Origin of the sequence: Streptomyces sp. NPDC001530, from assembly GCF_042894545.1 — a bacterium.
In the GTDB taxonomy this organism is placed as follows: Bacteria; Actinomycetota; Actinomycetes; order Streptomycetales; family Streptomycetaceae; genus Streptomyces.
On record NZ_JBIAVS010000007.1, the window covers coordinates 1 to 16,631 of the forward strand.

Annotated in this window: 13 protein-coding genes; 4 read left to right on the plus strand and 9 right to left on the minus strand. The window is 72.3% G+C overall.

Going from position 1 to position 16,631, the window contains the following annotated elements; all coding sequences use genetic code 11:
• Positions 1-95: 95 nt before the first annotated feature.
• Complete coding sequence (locus tag ACFY0T_RS15110) at positions 96-575, minus strand: DUF1203 domain-containing protein (protein ID WP_388870487.1); 480 nt, start codon at positions 573-575, stop codon at positions 96-98.
• A gap of 118 nt (positions 576-693) precedes the next feature.
• Between ACFY0T_RS15110 and pepN the strand changes: the two genes are divergently transcribed.
• Positions 694-3,288, plus strand: coding sequence for an aminopeptidase N (pepN, locus tag ACFY0T_RS15115; RefSeq protein ID WP_388869431.1), 2,595 nt, complete (start codon positions 694-696; stop codon positions 3,286-3,288).
• Positions 3,289-3,496: 208 nt separating this feature from the next.
• Here pepN and ACFY0T_RS15120 read toward each other — a convergent pair whose 3' ends face one another.
• The 4 genes from ACFY0T_RS15120 to ACFY0T_RS15135 form a co-directional block, all read right to left on the minus strand.
• Positions 3,497-4,282, minus strand: a complete 786-nt coding sequence (locus tag ACFY0T_RS15120; RefSeq protein WP_388869432.1) for an SDR family NAD(P)-dependent oxidoreductase — start codon at positions 4,280-4,282, stop codon at positions 3,497-3,499.
• Between the two features lie 92 nt (positions 4,283-4,374).
• Positions 4,375-5,823: a sigma-70 family RNA polymerase sigma factor gene (locus ACFY0T_RS15125; RefSeq protein ID WP_388869435.1), complete on the minus strand. Its 1,449-nt coding sequence runs from the start codon at positions 5,821-5,823 to the stop codon at positions 4,375-4,377.
• 194 nt (positions 5,824-6,017) lie between these two features.
• Positions 6,018-6,203, minus strand: a complete 186-nt coding sequence (locus ACFY0T_RS15130; RefSeq protein ID WP_388869438.1) for a hypothetical protein — start codon at positions 6,201-6,203, stop codon at positions 6,018-6,020.
• Between the two features lie 41 nt (positions 6,204-6,244).
• Positions 6,245-7,213 carry an EamA family transporter gene (locus ACFY0T_RS15135; RefSeq protein ID WP_388869441.1) on the minus strand — a complete coding sequence of 323 codons (969 nt, stop codon included), beginning with the start codon at positions 7,211-7,213 and terminating at the stop codon, positions 6,245-6,247.
• 200 nt (positions 7,214-7,413) lie between these two features.
• On the opposite strand from ACFY0T_RS15135, the gene ACFY0T_RS15140 reads away from it, so the two are divergent.
• A complete protein-coding gene (locus tag ACFY0T_RS15140) occupies positions 7,414-7,911 on the plus strand; it encodes a MarR family winged helix-turn-helix transcriptional regulator (RefSeq protein ID WP_388869444.1) in 498 nt (165 codons plus the stop codon).
• On the opposite strand, the gene ACFY0T_RS15145 is transcribed toward ACFY0T_RS15140, so the two are convergent.
• Positions 7,908-9,461, minus strand: coding sequence for an FAD-dependent monooxygenase (locus tag ACFY0T_RS15145; protein ID WP_388869447.1), 1,554 nt, complete (start codon positions 9,459-9,461; stop codon positions 7,908-7,910). The genes ACFY0T_RS15140 and ACFY0T_RS15145 overlap by 4 nt on opposite strands.
• Positions 9,462-9,658: 197 nt before the next feature.
• On the opposite strand from ACFY0T_RS15145, the gene ACFY0T_RS15150 reads away from it, so the two are divergent.
• Positions 9,659-10,321, plus strand: coding sequence for a TetR family transcriptional regulator (locus tag ACFY0T_RS15150; protein WP_388869450.1), 663 nt, complete (start codon positions 9,659-9,661; stop codon positions 10,319-10,321).
• 116 nt (positions 10,322-10,437) lie between these two features.
• Here ACFY0T_RS15150 and ACFY0T_RS15155 read toward each other — a convergent pair whose 3' ends face one another.
• Genes ACFY0T_RS15155 through ACFY0T_RS15165 form a run of 3 tightly spaced genes read right to left on the minus strand, consistent with a single transcriptional unit; the run spans position 10,438 to position 13,217 of the window.
• Positions 10,438-10,677, minus strand: coding sequence for a hypothetical protein (locus tag ACFY0T_RS15155; protein ID WP_388869453.1), 240 nt, complete (start codon positions 10,675-10,677; stop codon positions 10,438-10,440).
• Between the two features lie 59 nt (positions 10,678-10,736).
• A complete protein-coding gene (gene malQ, locus ACFY0T_RS15160; protein WP_388869455.1) occupies positions 10,737-12,914 on the minus strand; it encodes a 4-alpha-glucanotransferase in 2,178 nt (725 codons plus the stop codon).
• Positions 12,915-13,217, minus strand: coding sequence for a hypothetical protein (locus ACFY0T_RS15165; protein ID WP_388869457.1), 303 nt, complete (start codon positions 13,215-13,217; stop codon positions 12,915-12,917). It abuts the gene before it with no gap.
• Positions 13,218-13,503: 286 nt separating this feature from the next.
• On the opposite strand from ACFY0T_RS15165, the gene ACFY0T_RS15170 reads away from it, so the two are divergent.
• Entirely contained in the window at positions 13,504-16,521 is a 3,018-nt protein-coding gene (locus ACFY0T_RS15170; RefSeq protein WP_388869460.1) for a beta-N-acetylglucosaminidase domain-containing protein, read from the plus strand.
• Positions 16,522-16,631 lie beyond the last annotated feature (110 nt).

A 16,631-nucleotide genomic window follows, 5' to 3' on the forward strand; every position in this document is an offset into this window, starting at 1 on the left:
CCGTCCGGCGTTTGAGGACGAGCGCGTTAGCGCGATACGGGGGTCTGGGGGCGGAGCCCCCAGGGACGGGACGGGTAGGGGCGGAGGGGGCGAAATCACTCCTCCCTGCGCACCTCGTAGAGGAAGCAGCCGTACTCCACGGCGCGTACGTGGACGAGGGTCACCTCCGGGTCCGCGAAGGCCCGGGTGAAGGCGTCGTCGAAGGAGTCCGGGGGCTCCACCAGCCGGCCGCCGAGGATGCGCCCGTCGGCGGAGTAGCGGCGGACGGTCCGGTGGGCACCGGGGAAGGGGTAGCCGTCCAGGGCCGGGCCCGCGCAGGGCTCCGCGTGGATGAAGACGGGGCCCTGCTCGTCGTAGGCCCCCGGCTCGGCCCCCGTCTCCGCGGCCCAGCGACGCAACGGCGCGTACGAGACGAGCGCGATCCGCTCCCCGGGCCCGCTGCGCCGCAGACAGCAGCGCAGCGGAGCCCCGCCCTCGGCGTCCACGAAGGGCCGACAGGGACGGCCGGCGTCATCGGTGTCCCGGAGTTCCTTCAGAGCCGCCGGCTCAACGGGCCGCGCGGCGTACGTCGTCATCGTCATGCGTCCAGGCTCGCGCCCGCGCGGCCCCTCCACCGGCGGGAAACGGACATCGCATTCCGTGCAGGTCCCGTGGAAGGATGGCGCAACCCACACATAACGAGGAGATGACCGCGTGCCTGGCACAAACCTGACCCGCGAAGAGGCGCAGCAGCGGGCGACGCTGCTCACCGTTGACTCGTACGAGATCGATCTCGATCTCTCCGGCGCGCAGGAGGGCGGCACCTACAGGTCCGTGACGACGGTGCGCTTCGACTCCGCCGAGACCGGCGCGGAGTCGTTCATCGACCTGGTGGCTCCGACCCTCCACGAGGTCACCCTGAACGGGGACCCGCTCGACCCCGCCGAGGTGTTCAAGGACTCGCGGATCGCTCTCCCGGGGCTCCTGGCGGGACGCAACGTCCTGCGCGTCGTCGCGGACTGCGCGTACACCAACACCGGTGAGGGCCTGCACCGGTTCGTCGACCCCGTCGACCAACAGGCCTACCTCTACACCCAGTTCGAGGTCCCGGACGCCCGCCGCGTCTTCGCGTCCTTCGAACAGCCGGACCTGAAGGCCACCTTCCAGTTCACCGTGAAGGCGCCGACGGGCTGGACCGTCATCTCCAACTCCCCGACGCCGGAGCCCAAGGACGACACCTGGGTCTTCGAGCCGACGCCGAGGATCTCCAGCTACATCACGGCGCTCATCGTCGGGCCGTACCACTCCGTGCACAGCGTGTACGAGAAGAACGGGCAGTCCGTTCCGCTCGGCATCTACTGCCGGCCCTCCCTCGCCGAGTTCCTCGACTCGGACGCGATCTTCGAGGTGACTCGGCAGGGCTTCGACTGGTTCCAGGAGAAGTTCGACTACGCGTACCCGTTCAAGAAGTACGACCAGCTCTTCGTGCCGGAGTTCAACGCGGGCGCGATGGAGAACGCGGGCGCGGTGACCATCCGCGACCAGTACGTGTTCCGGTCCAAGGTCACCGACGCCGCGTACGAGGTGCGCGCCGAGACCATCCTGCACGAGCTCGCCCACATGTGGTTCGGCGACCTCGTGACCATGGAGTGGTGGAACGACCTGTGGCTGAACGAGTCGTTCGCCACCTACACCTCCATCGCCTGCCAGGCGTACCACCCCGAGTCGCGCTGGCCGCACTCCTGGACCACCTTCGCCAACTCCATGAAGACGTGGGCGTACCGGCAGGACCAGCTGCCCTCCACGCACCCGATCATGGCCGAGATCCGCGACCTGGACGACGTCCTCGTCAACTTCGACGGCATCACGTACGCCAAGGGCGCGAGCGTCCTCAAGCAGCTCGTCGCGTACGTCGGCATGGACGAGTTCTTCCGCGGCGTGCAGGCGTACTTCAAGGCGCACGCCTACGGCAACACGCGGCTCAGCGATCTGCTGGGCGCGCTGGAGGAGACCTCCGGGCGCGACCTGAAGAACTGGTCGCAGAAATGGCTGCAGACCGCGGGCATCAACGTCCTGCGCCCGGAGATCGAGACGGACGCGAACGGCGTCGTCACGTCCTTCGCGATCCGCCAGGAGGCCCCGGCCCTGCCCGCCGGCGCCAAGGGCGAGCCGACCCTGCGCCCGCACCGGATCGCGGTCGGCCTGTACGACCTCGACGAGGACAGCGGCAAGCTGCTGCGCGACGAACGCCTGGAGCTGGACGTGGACGGCGAGCTGACCGCCGTACCGCAGCTCGTCGGCAAGCGCCGCCCCGCCGTGATCCTGCTCAACGACGACGACCTGTCGTACGCCAAGGTCCGTCTCGACGAGGCCTCGCTGGCCTTCGTCACGGAGCACCTCGGTGACTTCGCGTCCTCCCTGCCGCGCGCCCTGTGCTGGGCCTCGGCCTGGGACATGACCCGGGACGCGGAGCTCGCGACCCGCGACTACCTGTCCCTCGTCCTGTCGGGCATCGGCAAGGAGTCGGACATCGGTGTCGTGCAGTCGCTGCACCGCCAGGTGAAGCTGGCGATCGAGCTGTACGCCGACCCGACCGCACGCGAGGCCCTGCTGACCCGCTGGACGGAGGCGACGCTCGCCCACCTGCGCGCCGCCGAGCCCGCCGGCGACCACCAGCTGGCCTGGGCGCGCGCTTTCGCGGCGACCGCCCGTACGCCGGAGCAGCTGGACCTCCTGGAGGCGCTGCTGGAGGGCCGCGAGACCATCGAGGGCCTGGCCGTCGACACCGAGCTGCGCTGGGCGTTCGTGGAGCGGCTCGCGGCGGTCGGACGCTTCGACGAGGCGGAGATCTCCGCCGAGTACGAGCGCGACAAGACGGCCGCCGGTGAGCGCCACGCGGCCACCGCCCGTGCCGCCCGGCCCACCGAGGAGGCCAAGGCGGAGGCCTGGGCCTCGGTCGTCGAGTCCGACAAGCTGCCGAACGCGGTGCAGGAGGCGGTGATCTCGGGCTTCGTCCAGACCGACCAGCGCGAGCTGCTCGCCCCGTACACGGACACGTTCTTCACCGTGGTCAAGGACATCTGGGAGTCCCGCTCGCACGAGATCGCCCAGCAGATCGCCGTCGGCCTCTACCCGTCGATCCAGGTCTCCGAGGAGACCCTCGCCAAGACCGACGCGTGGCTGGCCTCCGCCGAGCCCAACGCGGCCCTGCGGCGCCTGATCTCGGAGTCCCGCTCGGGCATCGAGCGGGCCCTGAAGGCCCAGGCGGCGGACGCCCAGGCAGCGAGCGAGCAGCCGGCCGAGGCGTAAGCCATGGGCGCGCAAGCGGTGGCGACATCCATAGGCGCGTAAGCGATGGCGACCTCCGCAGGCGCGTAAGCGGTGGCGGTGGCGACGGCGGGCGGGTGACCAAGGAGGTCACCCGCCCGTCGCGCTCACGAGGCGGGCGGTGTCGCTCATCGTCCGCACGTGCGGTCCGGTCCGGTCCCGTAGGAGGGCGTCCCGTCCCGTAGGAGGGTCAGCCGGGGATCATCCCGCCGGTGACGTTCACGAACGTACCCGTGATCCCGCCGGCGTGGTCGGAGGCGAGGAAGGCGGCGGTGGCCGCGATCTCGGGCAGCGTCGGGTTGCGGCGGGTCATGCGCATGCCCGCGAGGTTGGCCAGCAGTCCCTGGATGGCGTTCTCATCGAGGTCCATGCCGCTGTCGACCGCGGCGAGCTTCTCCCGGGTCAGTGTCTCGGGCACCCCGGCCGCCCACAGGCCCACGGCCCGGATCCCGCGGGGGCCCAGCTCGATCGCCAGATTCCGCACCAGCGTGTCGATCGCCGCGTCCGCGGGCCCGGTGCCGCCCATCATCGGACTGCCGTGCGCCGAACCGCTGTTGAGCGTGAGGATCACACCGGAACCGCGCTCGGCCATGCGGCGGGCGGCGGCACGGGCGGTGATGAAGTTGGCGTGGATGCCGGTCACCACGGGCCGTACGAAGTCGTCGACGGGCATGTCCAGCAACGGCGCGCCCTGCACGTCGCCGCGCGTGACGAGGTTGAAGGAGATGTCGATCCCAGCCTCGGTGTCCAGGGACGCGATGTGCGCCTCGACCGCCGCTTCGTCCAGGGCGTCGAGCACCGCCGTCTCGGCGTGCCCGCCCGCCGCCGCGATATCCTTGGCCACCGCGTCGAGCGTCTCCCCCGTACGCCCCACGAGGTGCACCCGGGCGCCCTCGCGGGCGAAGGTACGGGCGACGGCGCCGCCGATGCTTCCGCCGGCGCCGTAGATGACCGCGGTCTTGTCGGTGAGCAGCATGGTGATCTCTCCTTGAGGACTGACTGGTTGAGTGGCTGACGGTGTCGTACGTGTCGTTCATGGAGACGTACGCGCCCTACGTCACTCATCGGTCATCGGTCGGCCGGGAGCCGCAGCGGCAGTCCGAACGCCGGGAAGAGGTGCGGCTCGAAGGAGGTGATCTCCACGATCCGGTCGCCCTCGAAGCGGAGTACGTCGAGGACCTGGGCGCGGTAGACGGTCGTACCCGGGCGTCGTACATAACCCCCGGCCGCGAGCTGCCCGTTCGCGCGGGCGGGAAGGTGGCGCCAGTGGCCGAGGAACATCGTGGAGGCCGGGTCGAGGCTGGTCCTGAGGAAGTCGGTGATCGCCTCGCGGCCGACGAACCAGAACGGGTTCGGCGGCATCGTGAGCGTGATGTCCTCGCTGAGCAGGGTGGCGACCTCGGTGAGGTCGAGGCGTTCGGCGGCGGCCATGTAGCGCTTGAGGACCTCGCGTTCGCGGGCGTCCGCCTCGGCGGTCCAGTCGGTGCGGCGGCGGGGCAGATGGTCACGCAAGGTGGGCCGGGCCCGCTGCAACGCGCTGTTGACCGAGGCGACGGTCATCTCCAGCGCCTCGGCGGTCTCCGCGGCGGCGAGCCCGAGTACGTCGCGCAGGATGAGGACGGCGCGCTGGCGGGGCGGCAGGTGCTGGATGGCGGCGAGGAAGACGAGTTCCAGCGTCTCCCGGGAGACGGCGGCGGTGTCCGGCTGGTCCTCGGTGGAGGGCAGGTCCTCGTCCGGGTAAGGCTGCAGCCAGGTGATACGAACGGGAGGTTCGGCGCCGTCGCCGTGGTTCATGCCGGGCAGCGGCTCGTACCGCTGGGGGCGGCGTGCGGTGCGCCGCTGGAAGTCCAGGCAGGTGTTGGTGGCGATCCGATACAGCCACGTCCGTACGCTCGCCCGCCCCGCGAAGCCGTCCCGCGCCCGCCAGGCCCGCAGGAACGTCTCCTGCACCAGGTCCTCGGCGTCGTCGTACGAGCCCGACATCCGGTAGCAGTGCACGCGCAGCTCCCGGCGGTACGACTCGACGAGCGCGGCGAAGTCGCCCTCACCGATGTCGACTTCCGTCACACCGACACCGGTGACGAATTCCACCGGGCTCTGCCGACCCGGCCGGCCATCCCGACCATCCCGGCCCTCCCGGCCCTCCCCCCTCTCCCGGCCCTGCCGGTCCTCCCGGCGCTCGCCTCGCCCTACCCCTCCCCCTTCCTTCGCGCTGTCCCGGGCGACCCGGGCGATGCGTCGTAGTCGCCCGACGGAGGAGGCCAACTCGCTCACGCCGGAGTAGAAGACGGACGGCGGTTGCGGCACCAGTGCGTCGACCTGGCGCCCGACCTCCTCGATGAGTCCCTGCACGGTGTCCACGGCTGTCGCTCGCCGCTCGCGATACGCCTTCTGCCTGCAGGCCGCGGAGCAGTAGACCGAGCTCCGCCCCTTGCGCCCCACCCGGTCGGGCAGCGCCTTCCCACAACTCCGGCACACGACATCGACGACCACGGGGACCTCCCACAGAAACGTCACGCGGGGACACCGTGACGCTATCCGTTTCTTCGCCCCCTCCGCCCCTACCCTCCCCCAAGCTCTCGGCTTCGCTCGAGCAAGGGGGACCCCCATCGTCCCTGGGGGCTCCGCCCCCCCAGACCGCCCGTATCGCGCTCCGCGCTCGTCCTTAAACGCTGGACGGGCTGAAAATCTCCAGCGCCGGCCGGGAAAGTTCAGCCCCTCCGGCGTTTGAGGAGCGGGATCTGGGGCGGAGCCTGGACGGCGACGAAGCTGCCCGACCAGACGACCGTGGCGACGGCCGCGAGGGCGATACCGAGACCGGTGGCCCCCTTCCCCGCCCCCTTCCGCACTGCCGTGCGGGTCACGCTGTGCGTACGCGTCCGGTCCAGGACTGCCACGAATGTCCCTTGCCTCTCGGTTGGTCGGGGGGACTGCCCGGCTACCGTCGCAAGGCGGGAACTGTCACGTCCATCGAGTCTTTTCGAGCATTCTTTTCAGTTGAACTGAAAGATCCAGAGGCAGAAGCGGGGACTGCGGCGGCAGTCGTACGCGGCTTGAGCTGACCGAAGACCGTCGCCCCGAACGCCAGTGCCATGCCCGCCAGTTGCACCGGCGTCAGCGCCTGCCCCAGCGCCGCCCACCCGATGACGGCCGCGGTCAGCGGCGAGAGCGGGCCGAGGAAGGTGACCTGCGTGGCGGTGAGCCGGCCGATACCGCGGAACCAGAGCCAGTACGCGACCGCCGTGTTCGCCAGCGCGAGGTACAGGTAGCCGCCGATCGCCCGGCCGTCCAGCGCGGGCGGCGCGCCCTCGACGAGGAGGGCGACCGGCGCGATCAGCAGCCCGCCGGCCGTCAACTGCCAGGCGGTGAGCGCCAGTGGGCCGACCCCGTCCGGGCGCCCCCACCGCTTGGTGAGCACGGTGCCGGTGGACATCGAGGCGGTCGAGGCGAGCGCCGCGAGCACACCCACGGGGTCGAGCGCGCCCGCCGCCTTCAGCACGACGAGGCTGACGCCGAGGGCCGCGGCGATGCCGGTCAAGAGCGTACGGAGGGTCGGCCGGTCGCCGAGTAGCAGCACCGACAGGCCCGCGACGAACAGCGGCCCGATCGAGCCGACGACCGCCGCCATACCGCCGGGCAGCCGGTACGCGGAGAGGAACAGCAGCGGGAAGAAGGCACCGATGTTCAGCGCGCCCAGCGCCGCCGCCTTCCCCCACCAGACGCCGCGCGGCAGCACCCGCGCCAGCGCGAGGAGCAGCAGCCCGGCGGGCAGGGCGCGCATCACCGCCGTGAATAGGGGCCGGTCGGCAGGCAGGAACTCGGTGGTGACGGCGTAGGTGCTGCCCCAGGAGACGGGGGCGAGCGCGGTGAGGGCTATGAGGGCGGGGCGGTTGCTGTGCGCGGCCATGAGGCACCCGGTTTCGAGGAGACCAGTGGGAAAGAAGTGGGTCGGCGAGAAGTAGGCCAGCAGGAAGTAGCTTAGCTCTAAGCTACTTTCCGTCAAGCCACTTGCCGCCAATCCACTTGCCACTAATCAACTTTCCCTTGATCTACTTTCCGCCCAGCTACTTTCTTGCGGCCGACCTGTCAGCAGCGGATACTCGCCCCATGAGCACCCCCAAAGACCCCGTCGACGCGATCATCGAGCAGTGGGCCACCGTCCGGCCGGACCTCGACACCGCCGCGATGGAGGTCTTCGGACGGATCTACCGGCTCTCGCGGGCGATGGGCGACCGGACGGAGAAGGCGTACGCCCGCTACGGCATCTCGCGCGGGGAGTTCGACGTACTGGCGACGCTGCGCCGCTCGGACGCCCCGTACACCCTCTCGCCCCGGCAGCTCTCGGCGACGCTCATGCTCACCACCGGCGGGATGACCGGTCGCCTGGACAAGCTGGAGCGCGCCGGGTTGCTGCGCCGCTCACCCGATCCGCACGACCGGCGCGGGCTCCAGGTCACCCTCACCGACGAGGGCCTGCGCCTGATCGACGAGGCCGTCGGGGCGGGTCTGGCCATACAGACGGAGACCCTCTCAGCCCTGGACGAGGAGCGGGCCGCCCAACTCGCCGACCTGCTCCGCGAGTTGCTCGCCGCCGCCACCGCCTAGACGGCGCGCGCCTCCGGCGTCCCGACCGCGGCGTCCAGCGCCGCCGCGACCGCCGCCGCGTCCGGGGACTCCGCCGCCCAGGCGACGTATCCGTCGGGCCGCACCAGCACGGTCGTACGCCGGTCGCTCGCCCAACTCTCCACAGTGAGCCGTTCGTTACGGTCTCCGCCTGTGTACGACTCCGAGGCCGACGTCGGCGTGATGAGGACGAACCTGCCGCCGCGCAGGGCCTCGTAGAGGCGGCCGCTCCGCAGGGCGACGTCGGGTGCGCGCGTGCCGACCAGGGGGTGGGAGCCGCGTGGCGCCCCGTACGCGTACCCGATGCCCGTGATCTGACCCGCGGCCTTGCGGCGGGCGGGGCCGACGTGGTTGAGGAACGTGGCGAGCCCGGCGCGCAGCGCCAGCGTCCAGGGGTACTTGGCCATCGCGAGCCGCACGATACCGCCGCTGCTGCGCAGGACGGACTTTCCGACCGGGTGGCGCTCGGCCTGGTAGGTGTCCAACAGGGCCGTGTCCGCATGCCCGTTGAGGACCAACGCCAGCTTCCAGCTGAGGTTCGCGGCGTCCTGGAGACCGGTGTTCATACCCTGGCCGCCGGCCGGGGTGTGCACGTGCGCCGCGTCGCCGGCGAGGAAGACACGGCCCACTCGGTAGGCGGGCGCCTGGCGCTCGTCGCTGTGGAAGCGGGACATCCAGCGGGCGTCGCGCATGCCGTAGTCGCGGCCGAGGGCGAGCCGGGCGATCTCCTTGACCTCGTCGAGTTCGAGCGGCTCGCTGTCGGGCACGTCGCGGCCGCGGTGCCAGCCGATGACCCGGTAGTAGCCGTCGCCGAACGGCGCGATGAAGGCGAAGGCGTCGCCGACGGCGTTGGCGGTCAGCACCGACTCCGGCTCCTCGTCGAGCAGGACGTCCGCGAGGACGACGGACCGGATGACCGACTTGCCGGGGAACGGCAGCCCGATCGCCTCACGCACCGCGCTGCGCATCCCATCCGTCCCGACGACGTACGCGGCCCTCAGCCGCTCCGGCTCACCGTCCCGGCGGCGGACGTCGAGCGTCACCCCGCCCGCGTCCTGGCTCAGCCCGGTCACCTCGGCCTCGTACACGAACCGCACCCCGGCGTCCTCCGCTCGCCGCTGCAACACCTTCTCCACCTCGTACTGCGGGATCACGAGGAGGTGGTTGAAGCGGGAGGGAAGGGTGTCGAGCGCGACACTGAGCCCGCCGAAGAGACGGATGCGGTCGAGGGGCCGACCCTTGGGCTCCAGGTCGTCGGCGAGACCACGGGCATCCAGCTGCTCCAGGGTGCGGGCGTGCAGGACGAAGGCGCGGGAGAGGTTGCTGATCTTGTGCGGGCGCTTCTCGACCAGGGTGACAGGGACACCGGCGGTGGCGAGGTCGCCGGCCAGCAGCAGCCCGGTGGGGCCGGCGCCGACGACGATGACGTCGCGGGGAGGGGTGGTGGTGCGTGTGGTGCACGTGGTGTCTGTGGTGGGGTCTGCAGCGTCTGCGGTGTCTGCGGTGTCCATGTTGCGCGAGTTGCCGTTCATGACGACCTCCTGATGCCAACGCCTGTTGGTCAACGCCTATTGGTCAACGCTCGCTGGCCAACCCATGTCGGCCAACATCCGTTGGCCACCACCTGCGGGCCGACGCCCGCATGCCAACGCTTGTTGGCCAACGCTTGTTGACCAACATAGGACGGCATCACTGGACTGTCAACACGTGTTGGCCTACGGTTGTTGGCATGCCACTCAAGGACCACCCCACGCCCGCCCCCAGGCCCACGTCGGCGTCGGCGTCAGCACCGGCATCGGCTTCACCCTCGGCATCGGACGCGTCCACGCCCGCCCCCGCGCCCCGCCGCTCCGACGCCACCCGCACCGCGATCCTCGCGGCCGCCCGCGAGCGCTTCGCGGCCGACGGCTACGAGCGCGCCACGATCCGCGCCATCGCCAAGGACGCGCGGATCGATCCGTCGATGGTCATGCGCTACTACGGCTCGAAGGAGGGGTTGTTCGCCGCCGTGCTCGACGTCGATCTGCGGATGCCCGATCCGGCGGGCCTCGACCCGAACGACGTGGGCCGCGTCCTGGTGAGCCACTTCCTCGACCTCTGGGAGGAGAACGACGTGCTCACCGCGATGCTCCGCGTCGGTGTCACCAATCAGGCCGGCGCCGAGCGCATGCAGGGCATCTTCAAGGACCAGATCACGCCGGTCGCCCGGCGCGCCTGCCCCGACCCCGAGCAGGCGCCGACACGGGGCGCGCTCTGCGCCTCACAACTGCTCGGGCTCGCGCTCGCCCGCTACGTCCTGAAATTCGGTCCGGCCGTCTCGCTGCACCGCGAGGAGATCGTGGCGTGGCTGGGGCCGACGGTGCAGCGGTATCTGACGGCGCCGCACCCGTAGGACCGGAGTCCGTGGCCGCGCACCTGGCCGCGTACCTGCGAAAAACACGTCGAGGGAGCCCACGCACCGTCGGGTGCGCGGACTCCCTCGAAGGAAAGAGCCGGTGAGAGCTGAGGTCAGCCCTGCTTCTGTCGCCTGTCGGACTTGTCCAGGACCATCACGAGGCCGGCGATGACCAGGAACAGAACGATCGGCGCCACGACGTAGAGGCCCAGCGTGTCGATCACGCTCAGGCCCTGGCCGGGGTCGTCACCGTCGTCGCGGATCACCGCGAGCGCGGGGGACGACATGAGCAGCATCATCAGCGTCGTACCGGCTGCCAGGGTGCCGGCCCGCAGGGCGTTCTTCTTGTCCACGGTGCAAACGTAGCGAACGCCTGAAGGGGTCGCGCGCCCGGGGGTGCCGTACGGAGGTCTCAGGGCTCCGCGTGACCGCCCACGCCGCCCCGCGCGCCCCCACCACCACGCGCGCCCCCGCCGCCCCCGGCCTGCGCCTGCGTCCCTGCGCGCGCCCGCACCACGTCGATCAGCGCATGCAGCCGGGGCGACGCGGCCAGCTCCTCCAGGGTCACCGGGCGGCCCTCGGCGTCGGCGATGGGCAGGCGCCAGTTGGGGTACTGGTCCCAGGTGCCGGGCAGGTTCTGCGGGCGCCGGTCGCCGATCGTGTCCGGGAGCCAGACGCCGATCATGCGGGCCGGGGTGCGCAGCAGGAACCGGTGTACGGCCTGGATCTCGGCCTCCTCCGCCACCGCGGGGCAGCCGCCGCTCGCACCGCGCAGCAGCCCGAGCCGGGTGAGCAGCGCCAGCCACTCCCCCGTGTCCGCGGCGGCCGCGGCCCGCTCCTCCTCCAGGGAACCGGTCAACAGGCCGAGCCGGTCGCGGAGTTCGACATGGTCGCCGGTGAGCCGGGCGGCGGTGGGCGGCAGGTCGTGGGTGGTGGCGGTGGCCAGGCAGTCGGCGCGCCAGCGGTCCGGGGGCAGCGGGAGCCCGTCGCCGTCCCAGTCGCGTTCGAACCACAGCACCGAGGTGCCGAGCACCCCGCGCGCCTGCAGCGTCTCGCGCACGCCCGGCTCCACCGTGCCGAGGTCCTCGCCGATCACCAGCGCCCCGGCGCGCGAGGCTTCGAGGGTCAGGATCGCGAGCATGGCCTCGGCGTCGTAACGGACGTACGTGCCCTCCGTCGGCGGCTGTCCCTGCGGGATCCACCAGAGCCGGAACAGGCCCATGACGTGGTCGATGCGCAGGGCGCCCGCGTGGCGGAAGAGGGCGCGCAGGAGGCGGCGGTAGGGGGCATAGCCGGACGCGGCGAGGCGGTCCGGTCTCCAGGGCGGCAGGCCCCAGTCCTGGCCGCGCGCGTTGAAGGCGTCCGGGGGTGCGCCGACCGACATGCCGGCGGCGAAGTACTCCTGCTGGGCCCAGGCGTCGGCCCCGTCGGGGTGGACTCCGACGGCCAGGTCGTGCACGAGCCCGACGGCCATGCCCGCGTCGCGCGCGGAGCGCTGGGCGGTGGCGAGTTGGGCGTCGGTGAGCCAGGCGAGGCGGGTGTGGAAGTCGACGCGGTCCATCAACTCGCCCCGGGCGCGGGCGGTTTCGGACGAGCGGGGGTCGCGCAGTCCCGCGGGCCAGCGCCGCCAGTCGGAGCCGTACATCTCGGCGAGCGCGCACCAGGTGGCGTGGTCCTCCAGCGCTTCGCCCTCCTCGGCGAGGAAGTCGGCGTACGCGGCCCGTCTGCCGGGCCCGAGCGGCACCGCGCGGACCAGTTCCAGCGCCTCGCGCTTGAGTTCCCACACGGCGTCGCGGTCGATCAGTGCGCCCTTGTGCAGGACGGATTCGCGCAGTCGCTCGGCGCGCTCCAGCAGCGTACGGACGCGGTCGGGCTCGTCGACGTACGCGAACTCGGGGATGTCCTCGACCCGCAGATGCACCGGGTCGGGGAAGCGGCGGGAGGAGGGCCGGTACGGGGAGGGGTCGGTGGGGGCGCCGGGTACGGCCGCGTGCAGGGGGTTGACCTGCACGAATCCGGCTCCGAGTGCCCGGCCGGCCCAGGCGGTCAGTTCGGTGAGGTCGCCGAGGTCGCCCATGCCCCAGGAGCGGCGGGAGAGCAGGGAGTAGAGCTGGACGAGCAGGCCGTATGTGCGTCCGGGCGGCGTGGGCAGCCGGGCGGGGGCGACGACGAGGTGGGCGTCGGCGGTGCGGCCGTCGGGGGCGGTGGCGCGCAACGCGTGGACGCCGGGAGGGAGTTGTTCGGCGGAGGCGCGGGTCTCGCCCTGTTCGGTGACGATACGCAGCCGGGTGCCGTCCGGCAGTGCGGCGAGCTCTGCGGGCAGGCGGCCGCCCCAGCAGACCACCGTCGGCGGCAGCAGCCGTTCCCGCAGCACGGCCTCCCGCGCCGCGAGGGCGGCGCGCACGGCATCCGAGGTGCCCACGTCGACGTCGAGCGCCGCCAGGGCCGCGACGAGCGCGGTGTCCGAGGCCGCGACCGTACGGTCCGGGGACGGGCTGTAGGAGGTGGCGACGCCGTGCAGTTCGGCGAGCCGGGACAGGGGCGTCGGTGGCGTCGTCTGCGGAGGGTCGGCGGGCCGACGAGGTGCCATCTAGACCCCCGAGGCGGCGCCGGTGGAGGTGGGCTCGCTCGTCAGGTGCGCGGCGTCGGCCAGCGGCGGCTCGCTGGTGAGCGGTTCGGCGTCGGGCAGCGGGGGTTCGCTGGTCAGCGGGGCCTCGGCGCAGGCGCCCTCCGCGCTGAGCAGGCACAGATGGGCGCCGTCGGGTTCGACGGACGACTCCGCCGCGCGTTTGGAGAGGGCCGGCTCGGGCTGGGAGCGGGCCGACTCGCTCGGGGCGAGGGCCGACTCACCTTGGGAGAGAGCCGAGAGCAGAAGGTGTGCTGATGCGGCCACGAGGGGCCTCCTTGTCGATGTACGGCGGCCTGGGGCCTGTCCTGGTGGGTCCCGGGGGTCCCGGTGGGTCCCGGGGGTTACCGCAGCCCTACCCAGCAGGCGCGACGGCAGACGTACACGGACGAACAACGTGCTTCTGGTCACATTCTGTTCCCCTGCGGCACCTCCAGATTGGGGCAAAGAAGGCACTTCGGCCACTCTCGTTGACACCCTCACCGCGCGGATGGTGGGCTCGACGCATCCCTGACATGGGCCGTCGGGGAGTCGGGCGACGAGGAGGGGGACCGTGCAGCTCCGGCGTGGGAAAGGGGCGGCCGCCCTCGCGTTCGCCATCGTCGCGAGCGCGCTGGGAGCGGCTCCCGCCGCCGTCGCCGCGCCGCACGCACCGACGGCTTCCACGGACGACCACGAGGCCGTCGAGAGCGGCGTGCCCGCGGTCTGGCCCCGCCCGCAGTCCCTGCGCGCGGGCGGCACCCCGGTCGCGGTCACGGACGAGGTCGTCCTGGTGACCGACGCGACGACCGATCCGTACGCCCTCGACGCCTTGCACACCGCGCTCAGCCGGGCCGGCGCGCGAAAGATCACGGCGGCGCGCCAGGGGGACGCGCTCCCCGCGGGCGCGCTGGTGGTGCGCGCGGGCCAGGAGACGGCGTACGGGAGCACGAGGGGCCGCGCGTACGCGTTCGGCGGGCATGCCGGGAGCGCGGCCTCCGAAGGGGCGCACGCCCTCGGCTCGCGCGCCGCGAGCCCCCTGGACAAGGCGCTCACCGCGCTCGGCGCCGCACCCCGCGCCGACCTTCCCGCAGGCGGCTACCGCCTGGCCGTCGGCCGCCTCGACGGCCGCGACACCGTCGCCCTCGCGGGAGTCGGCGAAGACGGTCTGTTCCACGCGGTGCAGACGTTCCGGCAGCTCATCGGCGCCGACGGCAAGATCGCGGGCGTCAGGGTCCGCGACTGGCCCGGCACCGCCGTCCGCGGCACCACCGAGGGCTTCTACGGCACCCCCTGGACCCGCGAACAGCGCCTCGCCCAGCTGGACTTCATGGGCCGCACCAAGCAGAACCGCTATGTGTACGCCCCCGGTGACGACCTCTACCGCCAGGAGCGCTGGCGCGAGCCGTACCCCGCCGACCAGCGCGCGCAGTTCCGGGAGCTGGCGGAGCGGGCGCGCCGCAACCACGTCACCCTGGCCTGGGCGGTGGCCCCGGGCCAGGCGATGTGCTTCTCCTCGGACGCCGATGTGAAGGCGCTGACGCGCAAGCTCGACGCCATGTGGGCGCTCGGGTTCCGGGCCTTCCAGTTCCAGTTCCAGGACGTCAGCTACAGCGAGTGGCACTGCGGCGCGGACGCCGACACGTTCGGCTCCGGTCCGGAGGCGGCCGCGAAGGCGCAGGCCAGGGTGGCGAACGCGGTGGCCCGGCAGCTGGCCGAACGGCACCCGGACGCCGTCGCGTTGTCCCTGATGCCGACGGAGTACTACGAGGACGGCTCGACGACCTACCGCCAGGAGCTGTCGCACGCCCTGGACGAGAGCGTCGAGGTCGCGTGGACGGGCGTCGGCGTGGTGCCGAGGACGATCACGGGGCGCGAACTGGCCCGCACCCGGGAGGCGTTCGGCGGGCATCCGCTCGTCACCATGGACAACTACCCGGTCAACGACTACGCGCAGGACCGGGTGTTCCTCGGCCCCTACCAGGGGCGCGAACCGGCGGTCGCGACAGGTTCGGCGGCCCTGCTGGCGAACGCGATGCCGCAGGCCGAGGCCTCCCGCATCCCGCTGTTCACCGCAGCCGACTACGCCTGGAACCCTCGCGACTACCGCCCCCAGGAGTCCTGGAGGGCCGCGATCGACGACCTCGCGGACGGCGACGCACGACGCGGGGACGCCCTGCGCGCCCTGGCGGGCAACGACGCCTCCTCCGTCCTCGACGGCGACGAGTCGGCGTATCTGCGCCCGCTCATCGAGGCGTTCTGGCAGGCGCGTACGACCACGGACCGGGCCACGAACGAGACGGCGGCCCGGCGGCTGCGCGCCGCGTTCACGGTGATGCGCGAGACCCCGGCGCGGCTGGCCGACGACTCGATCGCGGCCGAAGTCGCGCCCTGGTCCGAGCAGTTGGCGCGTTACGGCGAGGCCGGTGACACGGCGGTCGCCATGCTGCGCGCCCAGGCGGACGGCGACGCGACGGCGGCCTGGACGGCGTACCGCGCCCTCGACCGGCTGCGCGCCGAGCTCGCGGCGAGCCGGGTGACGGTCGGCAAGGGCGTGCTCGACCCGTTCCTGACGAAGGCCAGGACGGCGTACGAGACGTGGGCGGGCCTCGACCACGAGCCGGCCGCGGACCGCGGCGCGACGGCGGACGGCCGTACCGTCCGTTTCCCGCACGTCCGCGCCCTCACGGCCGTGAGCGTCCTCACCGAACCCGGCACGAGCGGTTCCGTGGAGGCCCATGTCCCGGGCGAGGGCTGGCGGTTCCTCGGCTCACTCTCGACCGGGGGCGCGACGGACGTCACCGCGGACGTACGCGCGGACGCGGTCCGCGTCACCGGTCCCGCGCCCTCCCGCGTACGCCACCTGGTGCCGTGGTTCGCCGACTCCCCGGCCGCCGCTTTGGAGTTGGCCCGCTCCGAGACGGACGTGGAGATCGGCGGTGCGGCGGAGCGGGTGACGGCCCGGCTGACCTCGCTGCGCCCCGCCGACGTCCGCGGCGACCTGACGACGAAGGCGCCGAAGGGCATCGAGGTCAAGGTCCCGCGTTCCCCCTCAACCCTCCCTCGCGGAACCGCCGTTGACGTCCCGATCGACGTCACCGTCCCCGAGGGGACGCCATCGGGGACGTTCGACGTCACCGTCGCCTTCGGCTCGGAGACCCGCACCCTGACGGTCCGCGCCTTCCCGCGCACGGCGGGCCCCGATCTGGCCCGCACCGGCGAGGCGTCCTCGTCCGGCGACGAGACACCCGACTTCCCGGCGTCGGCGGCGAACGACGGCGATCCCGGGACGCGTTGGTCCTCCCCCGTCGAGGACGGTGCCTGGTGGCAGGTGCGGCTCGCCGAGCCGGTCCGCCTCGGCCAGGTCGTGCCGCGCTGGCAGGACGCGTATCCCTCCGCGTACCGCGTCCAGGTCTCCGCCGACGGCCGCACCTGGCGCACGGCGGCGACTGTCGACGACGGTCGCGGCGGCCGCGAATCCGTCCGCTTCGACGAACGCGACGTGCGCTACGTGCGCGTCCAGGGGGTCAAGAGGGCGACGCAGTACGGGTATTCGCTGTGGTCGGTGGAGGCGTACGCGGTGGCGGGCTGACCGCCTTCCACGGGTCGCCGACGCTTCTTCGCGGTTCGCGGACGCTTCTTCACGGTTCGCCGACGCTTCTCCGCGGTTCGCCCGGAGCTCTTCGCGGTTCACCGGAGCTT

Excerpts from the sequence above, each read along its gene's own strand:
- ACFY0T_RS15120 (WP_388869432.1), bottom strand. The coding sequence starts at position 4,282 with ATGCTGCTCACCGACAAGACCGCGGTCATCTACGGCGCCGGCGGAAGC.
- ACFY0T_RS15150 (WP_388869450.1), top strand. The coding sequence starts at position 9,659 with ATGCCACTCAAGGACCACCCCACGCCCGCCCCCAGGCCCACGTCGGCG.
- ACFY0T_RS15135 (WP_388869441.1), bottom strand. The coding sequence starts at position 7,213 with ATGGCCGCGCACAGCAACCGCCCCGCCCTCATAGCCCTCACCGCGCTC.
- ACFY0T_RS15140 (WP_388869444.1), top strand. The coding sequence starts at position 7,414 with ATGAGCACCCCCAAAGACCCCGTCGACGCGATCATCGAGCAGTGGGCC.
- ACFY0T_RS15145 (WP_388869447.1), bottom strand. The coding sequence starts at position 9,461 with ATGAACGGCAACTCGCGCAACATGGACACCGCAGACACCGCAGACGCT.
- ACFY0T_RS15110 (WP_388870487.1), bottom strand. The coding sequence starts at position 575 with ATGACGACGTACGCCGCGCGGCCCGTTGAGCCGGCGGCTCTGAAGGAA.
- malQ (WP_388869455.1), bottom strand. The coding sequence starts at position 12,914 with ATGGCACCTCGTCGGCCCGCCGACCCTCCGCAGACGACGCCACCGACG.